At 70.8% G+C, this 15,439-nt stretch carries 12 protein-coding genes; 4 read left to right on the forward strand and 8 right to left on the reverse strand.

The annotated features are described in order from the left end of the window. Positions 1-38: 38 nt before the first annotated feature. Positions 39-869 carry a TrmB family transcriptional regulator gene (locus LXT21_RS34025; RefSeq protein WP_254042390.1) on the forward strand — a complete coding sequence of 277 codons (831 nt, stop codon included), beginning with the start codon at positions 39-41 and terminating at the stop codon, positions 867-869. Further along, a complete protein-coding gene (locus tag LXT21_RS34030; RefSeq protein ID WP_254042391.1) occupies positions 866-2,689 on the forward strand; it encodes a retropepsin-like aspartic protease in 1,824 nt (607 codons plus the stop codon). Before LXT21_RS34025 ends, LXT21_RS34030 begins: the two co-directional genes overlap by 4 nt. Here the strand turns inward: LXT21_RS34030 and LXT21_RS34035 are convergent. After that, entirely contained in the window at positions 2,683-3,105 is a 423-nt protein-coding gene (locus tag LXT21_RS34035) for a winged helix-turn-helix transcriptional regulator (protein WP_254042392.1), read from the reverse strand. The genes LXT21_RS34030 and LXT21_RS34035 overlap by 7 nt on opposite strands. 122 nt (positions 3,106-3,227) lie before the next feature. Here LXT21_RS34035 and LXT21_RS34040 point away from each other — a divergent pair, with 122 nt between their 5' ends. Continuing rightward, on the forward strand, positions 3,228-3,998 hold the full coding sequence (locus tag LXT21_RS34040; protein WP_254042393.1) for an SDR family NAD(P)-dependent oxidoreductase: 771 nt from the start codon (positions 3,228-3,230) through the stop codon (positions 3,996-3,998). A gap of 48 nt (positions 3,999-4,046) precedes the next feature. Here the strand turns inward: LXT21_RS34040 and LXT21_RS34045 are convergent, their stop codons facing one another. Further along, a complete protein-coding gene (locus tag LXT21_RS34045; protein ID WP_254042394.1) occupies positions 4,047-6,047 on the reverse strand; it encodes an amidohydrolase in 2,001 nt (666 codons plus the stop codon). 259 nt (positions 6,048-6,306) lie between these two features. Between LXT21_RS34045 and LXT21_RS34050 the strand changes: the two genes are divergently transcribed. After that, positions 6,307-7,173: a hypothetical protein gene (locus LXT21_RS34050; protein ID WP_254042395.1), complete on the forward strand. Its 867-nt coding sequence runs from the start codon at positions 6,307-6,309 to the stop codon at positions 7,171-7,173. A gap of 7 nt (positions 7,174-7,180) precedes the next feature. Here the strand turns inward: LXT21_RS34050 and LXT21_RS34055 are convergent, their stop codons facing one another. The 6 genes from LXT21_RS34055 to LXT21_RS34080 all read right to left on the reverse strand — a co-directional run bounded on the left by LXT21_RS34055 (position 7,181) and on the right by LXT21_RS34080 (position 15,391). Then, positions 7,181-9,886, reverse strand: coding sequence for an ABC transporter permease (locus tag LXT21_RS34055; protein WP_254042396.1), 2,706 nt, complete (start codon positions 9,884-9,886; stop codon positions 7,181-7,183). A gap of 17 nt (positions 9,887-9,903) precedes the next feature. After that, positions 9,904-10,245: a PadR family transcriptional regulator gene (locus LXT21_RS34060; RefSeq protein WP_254042397.1), complete on the reverse strand. Its 342-nt coding sequence runs from the start codon at positions 10,243-10,245 to the stop codon at positions 9,904-9,906. A 76-nt stretch (positions 10,246-10,321) separates the two neighbouring features. Beyond that, the gene (locus LXT21_RS34065; RefSeq protein WP_254042398.1) at positions 10,322-11,482 is read right to left on the reverse strand and encodes a serine hydrolase domain-containing protein; all 1,161 of its coding nucleotides are present in this window, start codon (positions 11,480-11,482) and stop codon (positions 10,322-10,324) included. A gap of 166 nt (positions 11,483-11,648) precedes the next feature. Beyond that, the gene (locus LXT21_RS34070; protein WP_254042399.1) at positions 11,649-12,458 is read right to left on the reverse strand and encodes a LytR/AlgR family response regulator transcription factor; all 810 of its coding nucleotides are present in this window, start codon (positions 12,456-12,458) and stop codon (positions 11,649-11,651) included. Further along, on the reverse strand, positions 12,455-13,633 hold the full coding sequence (locus tag LXT21_RS45540) for a sensor histidine kinase (protein WP_254042400.1): 1,179 nt from the start codon (positions 13,631-13,633) through the stop codon (positions 12,455-12,457). Before LXT21_RS45540 ends, LXT21_RS34070 begins: the two co-directional genes overlap by 4 nt. Before the next feature lie 105 nt (positions 13,634-13,738). After that, on the reverse strand, positions 13,739-15,391 hold the full coding sequence (locus tag LXT21_RS34080) for a serine hydrolase (protein WP_254042401.1): 1,653 nt from the start codon (positions 15,389-15,391) through the stop codon (positions 13,739-13,741). Between the last annotated feature and the right edge of the window lie 48 nt (positions 15,392-15,439).

Here is a 15,439-nt window from a genome sequence, read left to right on the forward strand (position 1 = left end):
CGCCTTGACTATTATTATCCGCGAGTAATAACAGCCCCATGAACGCGGATGAAGGGCTGGTGGCGCTCGGGTTCACCGAGGTCGAGGCGCGGGTGTACTGCGAGTTGCTGAAGGGGGCGCCGGCCACCGGGTACCGCCTGGCGCAGGCGCTGGGGAAGGCGCCGCCGAGCATCTACCAGGCGCTGTCGTCGCTCGAGCACAAGGGGGCGGTGCTGGTGGAGGAAGGCGAGCCGCGCTCGTTTCGTCCCGTGCCCCCGGACGAGGTGCTCGCCGCGCTGCAGCGGGGCTTCGAGACGCGCAGGAGCGAGGCGGCGAGCGCGCTGCGCAAGCTGCACACGCCCGCGCAGGACGACCGCATCTACCATCTCAAGAGCACCGCGCAGGTGATGGAGCGCGCGAGGACGATGATTGCCTCGGCCACCGAGCAGGTGCTCTTCGACCTCTTCCCACCGCCCTTCACCGCGCTCGTCCCGGCGCTCACGGAGGCGAGCGCCCGGAGCGTGGCCATCGCGGGGCTCGTCTACGACGAGACGCCCAAGGTCCCCTTCGACTGCGTGCTGTCCTCCAACGCGGCGTTCGTGCGCGAGCGCTGGCCGGGCGCCCAGCTCACGCTCGTGGTCGACGCGCGCGAGTTCCTGGTCGCGCTGCTCACCCCGGACGGCGCGGGCCTCCGGCAGGCCCTCTGGAGCGACAGCGGCTACCTCTCCTGTCTGCAGCACAGCGGGCTGTCCGCGGAGGTGCGGCTGAGCGCGCCCCCGGCCGCGCGCGCGCGACTGTCACGCGCCTTCTCCCTCGTCGGCTCGAGCCCGCCCGGCCTGCGACAGCTCGTGGGCCAGCCCTCCACCCCCCAGCGCGGAAACACCCCATGAGACACCTCCTGCTCCTGTTGGCCCTCGTGCTCCTCCCCCTCACCGCCACCGCGGAGGCGACGCGGACGCTCATCGAGCGGCACCTCGCGTGGCGCGGCGGGGACGCCTTCACGCGCCTGGAGAGCCTCCATGTCCGCGGGAAGACCTCGACCTCCGGGCTCCAGGGGACGATGGAGTCCTGGAGTCATCGGGACGGACGCGTCCGCCACGACGAGGACTTCGGGGTGGTGCGCCACTCGATGGCCTTCACCCCCGAAGGAGGCTGGAAGCTGAACGCCAGCGGGCAGGTGGAGGATGCCTCGTCCACCGACGCGCGCGATGCACGGCACCAGCTGGCGCTGGAGCTCGGGAGTGCGCTGCGAGGCGGCGACGGCGCGAAGCTCGAGCCGCGCGCGGACGAGTCCCGGGATGGCCGCGCCTGGAAGGTGGTGCGGGTCACCTTCGGCGACGAGGACCTGTATGACCTGTTCCTCGATGACGCCGACGGAGCCCTCCACGGCCTGCGCATCCGCGAGAACAACGTCACGCGCTTCGTGCGCCTGGGCGACTGGCGGCAGGTGGAGGGCGTGCGCATGCCCTTCCTGGAGGAGGAGTTCACCGACAACGTGGACTCCGACTCGCGCACGGTGGTGGAGACGCTGGAGCTGAACGGGCCCATCGCTCCCGCCGTGTTCGAGCGTCCCCAGGACGTCCGCAAGGCGAGCTTCGCGAACGGCCGCCACACCACGGGCTTCATCCCGTTCGAGTTCTTCGACGACAACCGCGTCTTCATCCCGGCCCAGGTGAACGGCAAGCCGACGCAGGTGCTGCTCGACAGCGGCGCGGAGATGACCGTGGTGGACACGGCCCATGCGCGCGCGCTGGGGCTGAAGACGGAGGGGCAGGTCGCGGCGGTGGGCAGCGGTGGACAGGCGCAGGCGCAGTTCGCGTCGGGCGTGGACATCGCGATGGGCAATCTGCGGTTGAAGGGGCTGACGGTGGCGGTCATCGACCTGGCCCCCGTCGCGCGGATGCTGGGACACCCGCTGCCCGTCATCCTGGGCAAGGAGGCCTTCCATCAGCTCGTGGTGGACGTGGACTTCCCGAACCGCCGCGTCGCCTTCCATGACCGCGCCCACTTCAAGCCGCCCGCGAAGGCGGTGCGGCTGCCGCTGGTGGAGTCGGCGGGTGGTCAGCGCGCGGTGCAGCTCTCCATCGAGGGGCGGCCCGCCATCCCCGTGTTGTTCGACGTGGGCAACGGCGGCGCGCTCTCGCTCTTCCCCGCGTACTGGGAGCAGGCCCGGTTGCTGGAGGGCCGGCCCAGCTCCAAGACGCTGTCCGGCGCCGTGGGAGGCCTCAGGGAGCGGGACGTGGCGACGTTGAAGCGCATCGAGCTTGCGGGCGTCACGCTGGAGAACGTGCCCACGGTGTTCGACGACGCCGGCAACAGCATCTCCACGTCGGACCGGCTGCTCGGCAACCTGGGCCTCGGCGTCCTCGCGCGCTTCCGGATGCTCACCGACTACCAGATGGACACGTTGATGCTCGTCCCCGATGCCCGGGCGCTTCGCCAGCCCTTCCGCAAGGACCGCTCCGGCCTGCTCGTGCTCCCCTCCTCGGAGGGCCGGCTCGCGGTGCAGCTGGTGGCGCCCGGGAGCCCCGCCGAGGCCGCGGGCTGGAAGGTGGGCGAGGAGATTGTCGCCATCGACGGCAAGCCGCTCGGCCCCGACGCGTCGAACCAGGCGCGGACGAGCTGGCGGTATCGCGCCGGCGGCCAGACGGTGGTCCTCACGGTGAAGGGTGGAGAGCAGCGCAAGCTCACCCTGCGCGACTACTACTGACGCCCGGGTTGACTGGACTTGGAGGCCGCGAGCGCGCTCGGACGGACGGAGCGGGGCTTGCGGACCTCGGGCGCCACCGGCTCATCGAGGGCGCGCAGCTCGGTGGCGTGGCGCTTGCCCCAATCACACAGCGCTCCCACGATGGGGCGCAGGCTGAGCCCCATCGCGGTGGCGGTGTACACGACGCGCGGCGGAACCTCCGCGAACACCTCGCGTTCGACGACGCCGTGCAGCTCCATCTCGCGCAGCTGCTGCACCAGCACCTTCTGGCTCACGCCGGCAATCACCCGCCGCAGCTCCGACAGCCGCTTGGGTCCCTCGAAGAGGTAGTACAGGACGAAGATCTTCCAGCGCCCTCCAATCACCTTCAGCGCGCGCTCCGCGGGCACCAGCGGGAGCTCCTTCACGATGGGCATGGTTACCTCCAGGTTCCCTGGGAACGAAGACGTCCGTAGAGGGGGAAAAGGTCTATAGTTCCCGGGGCGGGGCGTATTTACAACTCAGGCCAGCAGTCACCCGGCAAGAGAGGAATACGCCCATGTCCGAAGCCACGAAGCAGGTCCCCATCGCCCTCATCACCGGCGCCAGCCGAGGCCTGGGCCGGAGCGCCGCGCTGGCGCTCGCCGAGCGAGGAAGCGATGTCATCGTCACGTACCGCTCGGGAACCAAGGAGGCGGACGAGGTCGTCCAGGCCCTCCGGGCCCGGGGGCGCAAGGCCGTCGCCCTGCGGCTGGACGTCGGCCAGACGGACACGTTCGACACCTTCGTGTCCCAGGTGCGCGAGGCCCTGAAGCAGACGTGGGGCCGCGAGCGCTTCGACGCCCTGGTCAACAACGCGGGCGTCGGTGGCTACGCGCCCTTCGTCGAGACGAGCGAGGCCGTGTTCGACGAGCTGCTCGCCGTGCACTTCAAGGGGCCCTTCTTCCTGACGCAGAAGCTGCTGCCCCTGCTCGCCGACGGCGGTCGCATCGTCAACGTGTCCACGGGGCTGGCCCGCTATGCCCTCCCGGGGCTCTCGGTCTACTCGGCGGCCAAGGGCGCCCTCGAGGTGCTCACCCGCACGCTCGCCGTCGAGCTGGGCGCGCGGCGCATCGCGGTGAACGTCGTCGCGCCGGGCGGCATCGTCACGGACTTCGGCGGAGGCGTGATGAAGGACCCCACGCTCCAGAAGACCGTCATCGAGCAGACGCCCATGGGGCGCCTGGGACAGCCCGAGGACGTCGCGGGGGTCATCGCCATGCTGCTCGGGCCGGAGACGGCCTGGGTCACCGGTCAGCGCATCGAAGTCACGGGCGGCTATCGCCTCTGAGGCGCGGCCCGCGCGAGAACGAGCGCGGGCCACGCAAGGACGGATGACTCAGGGGCTCGGCGCGGTGGGCTTTCCGTTGAGGTAGGTCTGAATCACCGGAATCCTGCTGATGTCCAGCGGGTCCTTCGACGGGTCCTGGTCGAAGTCGAGGGGGTTGGAGCCCAGCACGACGAAGTCCGCCACCTTGCCCGGCTCGATGGTCCCCAGCCATCCATCGAGTTCGTGCTGGCGCGCCGGCTCCACCGTGACGGCGCGCAGCGCCTGCGCGACGCTCACCCGGTGCTCCGCGCCGAGCACCTTGCTCTTCTGGAAGTCCGGATAGGCCCAGGTGCGACGGCTGACGGCCTGGGCGACGAACCAGAGCGGACGCGCCGGCGTCACCATGGAGTCGCTGTGGAATGAGAACGGAACGCCGAAGCGGAGGTCGAACCCCGTCGGGTCGATGTTCCTCGCCGTCGCCTCGCCGAGGATGTCCTCGAACACCGCGCCCCAGTACGCCACGTGGCCGATGAGGTGCGTCACGTGCGCGTCGAGCGCGGGCACCGTCTTGCCGTCCGCTGTCTTCAGGGTGCCCTGGCGCAACAGGCCGATGTCCCGGGAGAGCCGCTCCTCGCCCACCGTGTTGTGGATGAACAGCACCCGGTGCGGGTTGACCTTCTCCTGCTGCAGCTGGCTGAAGGCGTCGAGCGCCCACGCGTTGGCGAGGTTTCCGTTGGCATGGAGCTGGAACCGCCAGGACGACGTGCTCCAGAGCGGACGCAGGCTGTCGGTGATGGCCTTGACGCTGTCGAAGTCCGCCCGGCCCTCGCCCTCTCCCGCGCAGTGCCCGTGGTTCTCGTAGTGGTAGGGCTTCTGGAGCCACGCGGTGCAGCCCTGCGTGGAGCCGTCCACCCAGAGCTTGATGCCACCGGCGCCCAGCCACCTGGGCAACGCGCAGCCGGCGTCCTTCGTCGGGTCGCACGCGGGGCCCGTCGGCTGGAGGGCCTTGGCGGTGGCCACGTCATGCGTCACCACGCCGGTGATGCGCAGCGGGAAGCCCTCCCGCTCCGCGACGTGCTTGACGGCCTGGAGCTGCGCGACGCTCGAGAGCCCTCCGTCCGCGAGGGTCGTGAGTCCGGCCGCGCGCAGCGCCTGGATGCCCTGCGCGAGTTCCTGCTCGAAGCCGGAGAGCAGCTGCGCGGGGTCCGTGTACACCAGGCCCAGGGGCAGGCTCTTCTGCATGGCGGCCATGAAGGGCGCATAGCCAGCGGCCTCCTTGAGCAGCCCCGTATAGCCGTTCGCGTCCCTGTCCCACGCGCCACCGCCGGCCGCGACCGAGGCGGGCGGAGCACAGTCCTTCACGCCCTTGCAGACCACCTCGATGGCCTTGTCGTTCACGTACGCCAGGTGGCCAGACTGGTCCAGGACGAGCACGGGGCGGTCCTTGCTCACACACGCGTCGAGATAGAGCTTCGGCTGCTTCGTGAAGGGCACCTCACCGCTCACGCCACAGCCGCCCTTGACGAACTGCTGCCGCGACGGGTCCAGGTTCATGCCCAGGACGAACTCCTTGCTGTCCCCGGGCACCTGGGCGCCCAGCTTCATCGATGACAGCGCGCCCAGGAGGTCCGCGCGGGTGGCGCAGTCCGCCGCGGGCTGTCCGTACGGTGGCGGCAGGCAGGGGGCCAGGTTGTGCGTGCCCAGCACGCTCTGAATCAGCGTCGGCAGGAAGTGCATGTGCGGGTCGATGAACCCCGGCAGCAGGACCTGCTCGGGTGTCAGGCGCACGGTCGCCACCCCATCACCGAGCCCCGCCATCACGTCCTGCTCGGACCCCACCTTCAGGATGCGGCCCCGCGCATCCACCGAGACGGCCTGGGCCACCGTCCCCTGCTCATCCAGGGTGAGCACCTTCCCGAGGAACACGGTGGACACGGCGGCCGCGTCACTCGGGTGGGGGCGCCCGGTCGTCGCGCAGGAGACCAGCAGCAAGAGCGCCGCGGCGCCCATGACGGGACGTGAAACCAGACGACCGGGGGAACGGGCCTTCCAACGCGGATCTCGACGCATGACGCTCCTATGGGGATGCATTCCCATACAGGAACCCTCTCCAGACACAAGGACATCAGGACAGAGCGCCCCTCCCCAATCACGATTCGCACATCATCCGCCGTCTGACGCGTCACCCACGGGCGCTGACGTGTCAATGCCAGGGCTGACACGTCAGGCGGCGGGAAATCACAAACAATCCAGGCCCGCGTCATCCAGGCGTGTTGCTCGCGCACGGGGAACAGGCCCCGGCGACGAAGCACCACATCCCGGAGGACGTATGTCCTTGAAGACGTCGAGGCTGTGGAGCTGGAGTCTCGTGGTGGGGTTGGGGCTCGTGGGCTGCGAGGCGGCACCGCCGCCTGGAATGGAGTCGGAGGCCACGCTGGGTGAGTCGGCGAGCGCCGTGGTCATCCCCCCCATCACCTCCTTCGACTGGCCCCCGTTCGCGAACGTGACGGACGTGTCCCTGGGGTCGGGGCATCGGACGGTCGCGGTGGGGAGGGAGCAGCCCTTCACCCTGTCCACGGATTATTTCGTGGGACCGGACGCGTGCATCGGATGCAACAACCAGCTCGTGTTCGGTGTGCCGGGTGGCACCGGCGCGTGCGCGTACGATGGCGTCGGCCCCGTGCAGAGCCACGCGGACATCAAGCTCATCGCCCCCAAGGAACCCGGCGTCCACCCGGTGCACGGCAACTACACGCGCGCACCGGACTGCGCCGCGGCGCTCGCGTCGGTCGGGAGCGGACCGGCCTTCGGGCTCATCGGTGTTTATGTCGACCCGTGGGACTGGAGCTGGGGCACCATCAGCAACCTCCGGCTGAACGGGAACAGCTCGCACAAGATCAACGTCTTCCCCGGGGCGCGCGTCAACATCACCACCGACTACAAGCTCGACCCGGCGGGGGGCGGGTGCCCCAGCTGCTGGTCCCAGCTGGTCTTCGGCATCGACCAGGGCTCCAAGACGTGCATCTACAATGGCATCGGCCCGACGAGCGCCACGAACACCACCTTCTCGCTGATCGCGCCCACCCAGCCGGGCCTCTATCCCGTCTGGGCCGCGCCTCAGTGGGCCTTCACCTGTGACCAGGCGCTGTCCTGGTCCAACGGTGGCACGCCCGTGGCGTTCATCGAGGTGAAGTAGCGCGACGCTACTCCGAGCGCAGCACCTCGGCCGGGTCCACGCGCGCTGCACGGCGCGCGGGCCCGAAGCTCGCCAGCACCGCCAGGGCGGCGAGCAGCGCACACACCGCCGCCAGCACCAGCGGGTCCGCCGCGCTCACCTCGAAGAGCAGCGCGCCCAGCACCTGCCCCATCAACAGCGCCCCCAGCAGCCCGAGCGCGATGCCCAGCCCCGTGAAGCGCAGCGACTGGAGCACCACCATGCCCGCCACCTGCGTCGCCCGGGCCCCCAATGCCAGACGGATGCCCATCTCCCCGCGCCGCTGGCCCACGATGAAGGTGATGACGCCGTAGAGCCCCACCGCGCTCAGGAGCAGCGCCATGCCCCCGGCGATGCCGAGCAGGAACAGCGTGAAGGACGCCCGCGCCACCGACGGCGACTTCGCCAGCACGCGGTCCATCGTCTGCGCGTTGGCCAGCGGCACCGTGCCGTCCATCTCCGCCAGGATGCGCCGGATTTCGGGCGTGAGCGACTCCGGACGGGAGGTGGCCATGCGCACCACCACGGCGGGCGAGCGGCGCGGTCCCCACAGCGGCAGGTCCGCGGCCGGCGCGAGCGGGAAGAACACCGCCTCCGAGGGCGCCTTGTCCAACCCGTGGGCCCTCAGAGGCCCCGTCACGCCGACGACCTTGTAGAACGGCGGGCCGAAGCCGTTACCCCGGATGCCCTTGCCCAGCGGGTCCTGCCCCGGCCAGAGCCGGTCGGCGAGTGCCTTCGTCACCACCACGCCCTCCGACCTCTGCTCCAGGTCATCCCACGTCAGCTCGCGCCCCTGCACGAGCGGGATGCCCAGCGCCTTGAAGTAGCCGGGCGCCACGCCGGGCGCGGTGACACAGGGCATCTTGGAGCGCTCCAGGGCCAGGCCCTCGACGGCCATGCCCGCGCAGCCGCCGAAGCTGCGCAGCGGCAGGTGCGTGGACAGGCTGGCGCTCTTCACCCCGGGCAGCGCTTCGATGCGCGACAGCAGCTCGCCGTAGAAGCGGTTCACCTCGTCGTAGCCCGTGTAGCGCGTGCGCGGCAGCACGATGTCGAACGTGAGCACGTCGCGAGAATCCAGCCCCGGGTCCACCCGGTGCAGCGTCCAGTAGCTGCGCAGCATCAACCCCGCGGCGGCCAGCAGCACCACCGCCAGCCCCACCTGCCCCACCACCATCCCTCCGCGCACCAGGTTGCCGCGGCGCGAGGATGTCAGCCCCCGCCCCGACTCGCGCAGCCGCGCCAGCGCCTTCTCGCCCCCGAGCAGCGGGAAGAGCCCGAAGACGCTCCCCGCCAGCAGCGCCAGCCCTCCGGCGAACAGCACGCCACGCCAGTCCAGGCCAATCTCCCGCAGGCGAGGCAGCCCCGAGGGCTCCATCGACACCAGCAGGCTCAGCGCCCCCTGCGCGAGCAGCAGCCCCAGCCCGGCGGCGACGCCGCAGAGCAGCAGGCTCTCCGTGAGCGAATGCCACGCCAGGTCCCAGCGCCCGGCGCCCAGCGCGGAGCGCACCGCCAGCTCCCGCGAGCGCGCCTCGGAGCGCACGAGGAAGAGGTTGGCGACGTTGGCGCACGCGATGAGCAGCACCAGCGCCACCGAGCCGAGCAGAATCCACAGCACGCGGTCCGCGTCCCCCACCACGTGCCGGGACAGCGGCGACACGCGGGTGGTGAAGCCCGTGTCCCGCATGAAGCTGTCGGAGTACGCGCCGGGGAACAGCTCCGGCAGGCGCGTGGTCAGCATGGAGAGCTCCGCCTGCGCCTGCTCCAGCGTGACGCCGTCCTTCAGCCGGCCCGCGGCCCGGACCCAGTGCGAGTTGGCCGGCGGGCTCGCCGGGTCCAGCTGCAGCGGCCGCCAGAGGTCCACGGTGTCGTCCGGGAGATGGAAGCCCGGCGCCATGACGCCGATGACCTCCGTGGGTTCGTCATCCAGGCGGATCGACGTGCCCAGCACCTTCGGGTCCGCGCCGTACTGCCGCACCCAGAAGTCGTAGCCGAGCACCACCGTGCGCGGCGCGCCGGGAGCATCCACGTCCGGGGTGATGAGGCGGCCGAGCGCGGGACGGGCGCGCAGCACGTCCATCAGACTGGCCGACACCAGCGCCACGTCCACGCGCAGCGCGCCCTCCTCGGCCGCGAGGCTGACATTCGACGTGTCGAGCGCGCCCAGGGACGCGAAGCCGTGGGCCTCCCGCTGGAAGTGGTGGTAGCCCGCCTCGGACAAATCCCACCGCGCCTCCGGCGCGAGCTTCGGCACCGGGCTGTCGAGCCAGACCAGCCGCTCCGGGTCCGCGTACGGCAACGGGCGCAGCACCACCGCGTCCACCACCGAGAACAGCGCCGTCGTCGCCCCCAACCCGAGCGCGAGGGTGAGCACCGCCATCACCGCGAAGGACGGGCTGCGCGACAAGGAGCGCAGCGCCTGCCGCGTCTCGCGCGTCACCATGTCCCAGAGCTCCGTGCGGCGCTTCTCGCGTGCCATGCGCTCGTCAATCACGTGGGTCTCCTCGCGGTAGGCCTTCACGTCGCCGAAGCGCGCCAGCGCCTCCGCGCGCGCCGCCTCGGGTGTCATTCCCTGGGCCACGTACTCCTCGGTGCGCATGGCGAGGTGGAACTCCAGCTCCTCCGCCACGTCGTCCTCGAGCTGCCCGCGCCGCACGAGCGCGCGCAGGGCGTGATAGCGGTCCTTCATCCAGCGCATGGGAGGCGGTCCTTTCCTCAGGCGCCCTGCAGCGCGGGCCGCGCCTGGAGCACCTTCGACACGGCCTCGGTCATCCGCGCCCAGGAGGAGGCCTCCTGCGCGAGCTGCCTGCGCCCCTCCGCCGTCAGCGTGTAGAACTTCGCGCGGCGGTTGTTCTCGGACACGCCCCAGTCCGCCTTCACCCAGCCCCGCTTCGTCATGCGGTGCAGCGCCGGGTACAGCGAGCCCTCCTCCACCCGCAGCGCGTCGTCCGTCGTGCGCTGGAGCCAGCTCGCCACCGCGTAGCCGTGCATCGGCCCGCCGGTCAGCGTCTTGAGGATGAGCATGTCCAACGTGCCCTGCAGCAGCTCGGTCTGCATCGTGTCCCCTAGAATGTCTAGGGGTAGATACCGCCGCTCCCCTAGAACGTCAAGGGGAGCACTGGGAGACGGTGACTCACCGCGCGGCGGGCGGCGGCTCGGCGAGGAACAGCTCGGCGAGCTGGGCGGCGTGCTCCTCGACGACGTCGGCGTACATGTTGGTCAGCAGCGCGACGACGAGCTGCGAGTCCGGGAAGAGCAGCAGCAGGCCGCGTCCGCCCTCGATGGCACCTCGGTGGTGGAAGAAGCGTCGTCCCGTGGCGGTGACGCCGATTCGCCAGCCGATGCCCACGCCCGTCTCCTTGCCGGACTGGAGCTTCTGCGACGTGAAGAGGAGCGCCAGGGTGTCCTTGCGCAGGAAGCCGGGCTGCAGGTGCGCGGAGCCGAAGAGCACCAGGTCCTCGGCGGTGGAGAGCAGACCGCCTCCGGCCCACTTGTAGCTGTTGTCCACGTGGGCCGCGTGCACGTGGGTCCCCGAGGGGCCCGGCGCATAGAAGCGCGTGCGGTCCGGAATCAGCCGATGCGGATGGTCCGCGCTCGTGTGACGCAGGCCCAGCGGCTCCAGGACGGAGCGGTGCAGCTGGCGCAGGAACTCCTCGCGGGAGGCGCCCTCGATGACGGCGCTCACCAGGTTCCAGCCGTAGCTGGAGTACGCGTAGCGCGTGCCCGGCTCGAACAGGAGCGGGTCCGACTGGAAGAGTTCCAAGGCGCGGGCGACGCTGTCGAAGTGCTTCGCCTGTTGGAAGATGACCTCGTCCTTGTCCACGTAGTGACGCACGCCCGCCACGTGGCCGGTGAGCTGGCGCGTCGTCACGGGCCACGGCTTCTGGGGGAAGGACGGCACGTACTTCTGGATGGGGGCATCGAGTTCCAGGCGTCCCTCCTCCACCAGACGCGCGACGGCGGCGGCGGTGAAGACCTTGGAGATGCTCCCCACGCGAAAGCGCGTGAGGGGTGTCACGGGGACGTGTTGCTCCAGGTCCGCGTAGCCGAAGCCCTCGGACCAGAGGACCTGTCCGCGCTGCGCGACGGCCACGGAGAGCCCCGGCAGGTGCTTGCTCGCGAGGAGTTCGCGCGCGAAGGCGCGGCCCTTCTCGATGCTCGACTCATGACGCGAGGAGATGGACGGGAGCGGGTACGACGCGTCCGGCGCGGCCCACGCGGGTGTCGTGGTGAGCCAGGTGCTCAGGAGCAGGGCGGCGAGTCGTGCGGGCGCATGGCGGGTTGGGGCGAGCATGAGGGGTCCTCGTGGCGCGGGGGAACGGGAGACACCCTGCCCTCGCGGACGACACGCCGGTGGAGTGTTCAGCCGATGGGTCCGGGCTCGCGGCGAGCTGGCTCCATCCCGCGGCGAATGGCCCGGGCGCCGTCGCGCACCGTGGCTCGAGAGAGCGCGCGCGGGCTCAGCGCAGGTGCTGGAGCTTCTCGCGGTGGCTTCGTGCCACGCGCAGCTCGGCGCCGCCCGCGAGCACCACGACCAGGTCCCGTCGCCCCTCGCTGCGCAGCTCACGGATGCGGCGTGAGTTGACGATGATGGAGCGGTGGATGCGCATGAAGCGCTCCGGGTCCAGCCGCGCCTCCAGGCTCTGCAGCGTCTCGCGGTGGAGGTGGGACTTGCCGCCCGCGTGAATCTGCACGTAGTAGTCCGCGGCCTCCAGGTACTCGATTTCGTCCACGTCGAGGAACACCACGCGCCCCGTGTCTCGGATGGCGAGCCTGCGCACCCAGGGCTCCGAGGCAGTGACAGGCACCGGAGCGGGAGGCGGCGTGACCTCACGCTCTCCATACGTGGAGAGCACGGACAACAACCGGTGGCTCAAGTCGGACATGCGCGCCATGCGCAGGTGTGCCTTGGCGCGGCCGACGGCGTCGTGGAAGCGCTCATCGCGGAACGGCTTGAGCAGATAGTCGAGCGCGTGGATGTCGAAGGCGCGCAGCGCGTAGCGGTCATACGCGGTGACGAAGATGACCGCGGGCACCTCACCCGGGGCGAGCCGGGCGAGCACCTCGAACCCATTGAGCTCCGGCATCTGCACGTCGAGCAGCACGAGGTCCGGGCGCTGCTCGCGGATGAGGCGCACGGCGTCCGGCCCGTTGCCGGCCTCCCCCACCACGGTGACCTCGGGGTCCGAGGCCAGCAGCAGGCGCAGCCCCTCGCGGGCCAGGGGCTCGTCATCCACGACGAGCGCGCGGATGGCGGCGGCCGCGTTCATGCCCTGAGCGCCTCGGACGCAGCGGACTGGAAGGGCAACTCCAGCCGGGCCCGCACGCCGCCCTCGGGGCGGTTCTCCAGCGAGAAGACGTGTCGGTCCGCGTAGAGCTGGTGGAGCCGGGCCCGCACGTTGGCGACCCCGATGCCGCCGTCCTGACGCTCCCAGCCCGGGGCCAGCCCGGGACCGTCATCGAGCACCTCCAACACCAGCCGCGTCCCCTCGCGAGCGGCGCGCAGCTCCACGCATCCCGAGCCCGAGCGGACGGCGAGCCCGTGCTTGATGGCGTTCTCCACCAGCGGCTGGAGGATGAGGCTGGGCACGAGCGCGCCGAGCGTGGTGGGGTCGATGGCGCGCACCACCTGGAGCCGGTCCTGGAAGCGGGTCTGCTCGATGTCCAGGTAGCGCTCCAGGAAGTCCAGGTCCTCGTGCAGGGGGACCCACTGCCGCCCGGTGGAGTTGAGCGTCATGCGCAGCAGCTCGCTGACGCCGGTGAGCATGCGGATGGAGCCCGCGGTGTCCTGCTTGCGCACGAGGACGGAGAGGGCGTTGAGCGTGTTGAAGAGGAAGTGCGGATGGAGCTGGGCGCGCAGGACGTCGAGCTGCGCGTGGGCCAGCCGCGTCTCGAGCTGGGACTGGGCCAGCGCTCCCTCGCGATAGCGGTGGTGGTACTCCACGGCATAGCCGATGGCCACCAGCGTGCCGTAGATGAGCAGGGACGTGATGACGTGCTTGGCCATCATCAACGGCAGCATCTGTCCGAGCGACGTCTCCGCGAGCCACTTCTCCCCCGCGGTCCGCGACACGAAGTAGATGAGCGTCACGTACGGGACCATGAGCGCGGCGAGGGCCGCGACATGGACCGCGAGCGCCCGGGGCCAGACGCCGCGCTCCAGGCGGAAGCGCCGCCCGAGCCCCAGCACCACCGGGGTGGCGAAGGCCCAGTACTGCCAGGGCGGCAGTTGCACCAGCAGCGCCCGGGTGAAGGAATAGGTGGGGTCCTTGGCCTGCGCGTAGACCCAGGTGTGGAGCGCGGTGATGACGCCCGGCACCGCGTAGACGAGCATCAACACCGGCAGCCGGTGCGCCAGCGGGAGCAGCGCGGATGGAGCCGACGCCCCGAGCGTCGCGGCGGGGGACGACAGCAGGGGGCTCGCGACACGAGAGGTGGATTCCACGCGGCGTCGGAGTCTACGCCCGAACCCGGCCGCCTCCGAACGGGTGCAGCCAACGGGCACCGGCGTGCAGCCAACGGGCCCGCCCGCCGGCCCCCGCTCCCCGCGTCACGACGGGCGGCGGGAGAACACGCCCAGCTTGTCGCGATTCCACGCGTTGATGGTCAGCGACGTGGCCCGGTTGCGCGAGAAGGTGAAGATGGCGCCGGAGAACCCGGAGGCGTTCTCCCCCGTGGTCTGGAAGAAGAACTCGTCGCCGCTGTAGTGCATGAGCGGGAAGCGCTTGCCCGCGGGCCCGACGGTGAAGGACAGCATGCCCTGCTGGAGCGACACGGTGAGGTCGCCGTAGACGCGGTTCGGATAGGTGCCGACGTAGGCGCCCAGGCTTCGCGGCGGCGTCGGATTCACCGCGGGCCGCGAGTACTTCGTCTGGTCCTCGGTGACCGGCTCGGCCACGAGGGGCCCCAGGTAGGCCAGCCAGTTCCGCGTCGAGGCGTTGTAGCGGACGATGTCGACGAACTCGGCGGCGATGGCCTCCGGCAGGCCCCGGGGGTCCGCGTTGGTCAGCACGGCGATGCCCAGCTTCTTCGAGGGGAACAGGAGGATGCTCGTCGCGGCGCCACGCCCGAAGGCCCCCGAGTGGCTCAACCGCAGCTCCCCGGTGTTCTCGTAGTCGACGTTCCACCCCAGGCCGTAGAAGCCGCTGCGACCTCCGAGTTCCTCGGGCCCATGCGTGACGCTCTGCGGGCGCCAGAGGGTCTGCAGCCCCGCCGTGTCCACCAGCGGCCCCTGGAGGCCCGGGACACTGCCGCCCGCGAGCAGCATCGTCAGCCAGCGGGCCAGGTCTCGCACCGAGGCGTTCGCGCCGCCCGCGGGCGCCTGCCCGTCATTGTTCGCGCCCAGGTCCGGCGTCCACCGGCCATTCACCAGCGTGTGCAGCGCCGCGCGGTTCTTGCTCGCCTGGAGCTCCGCGAAGGAATAGTTCGCGCTGCTCATCCCCAGGGGCGCGAAGAGCACCTCGCGCGCCAGGTCTCCCCACGAGCGCCCCGTGGACGCCGCGAACGCCACCGCGCCGGCCGTCAGTCCGTAGTTGGTATAGGCGTACGAGTCGCGGAAGCGTGACAGGGGATACAGCGCGAGCTTCGAGACGATCTGCTCGCCGGGGTAGCCGAGGTCCTCGAGCAGGTCCCCCGCATGGTCCGGCAGGCCGCTGCGATGCGCGAACATGTCCGCGACGGTGACGTGCTGGCCCACCCACGGGTCCGCCAGGGTGAAGCCGGGGCGCAGCGACTGGAGCGTGTCGTTCCAGCCCTGCCCCTTGGACAGCTGCCGCGTCAGGGCGGCGGCGATCACCGTGGAGCTCAAGGGCTTGGAGACGGAGGCCAGCTGGAAGACGGTGTCCGGGTCGACGTCGCCCGCGACTCCGGCCTGCCGCTCCCCGATTCCCTTCAGGTAGCGGACCGCGCCGTCGTACACCACGGCGACCGCGATGCCCGGGACGGTGGTGGCCGCCTTGTCCTTCTTGATGATGTCCTCGAGCACGGCCAGCGCGCGGGTCACACCTTCCGGGGTGATTTCGCCGCAGGTCGATGCCGTCGCGGCGGCCGTGGCTCCACGAGCGACCTGCGGAGGCACGGCGGCCTGGGCCGTCGAGCTCCCCCCTCCTGTCACGGCCACCCCGACGCCCGCGGCACCGAGCCCCTGCAACAGTGCCCTGCGCGGCAGCCCTGGTGTCGAGCCGTTCACACCGTCCTGCGCCATGTCGGCCTCCTCGGTCTGACGTCGAAGAGGTTTCGACGAGCCGGCCGC

This window comes from Myxococcus guangdongensis, from assembly GCF_024198255.1.
GTDB lineage: Bacteria > Myxococcota > Myxococcia > Myxococcales > Myxococcaceae > Myxococcus > Myxococcus guangdongensis.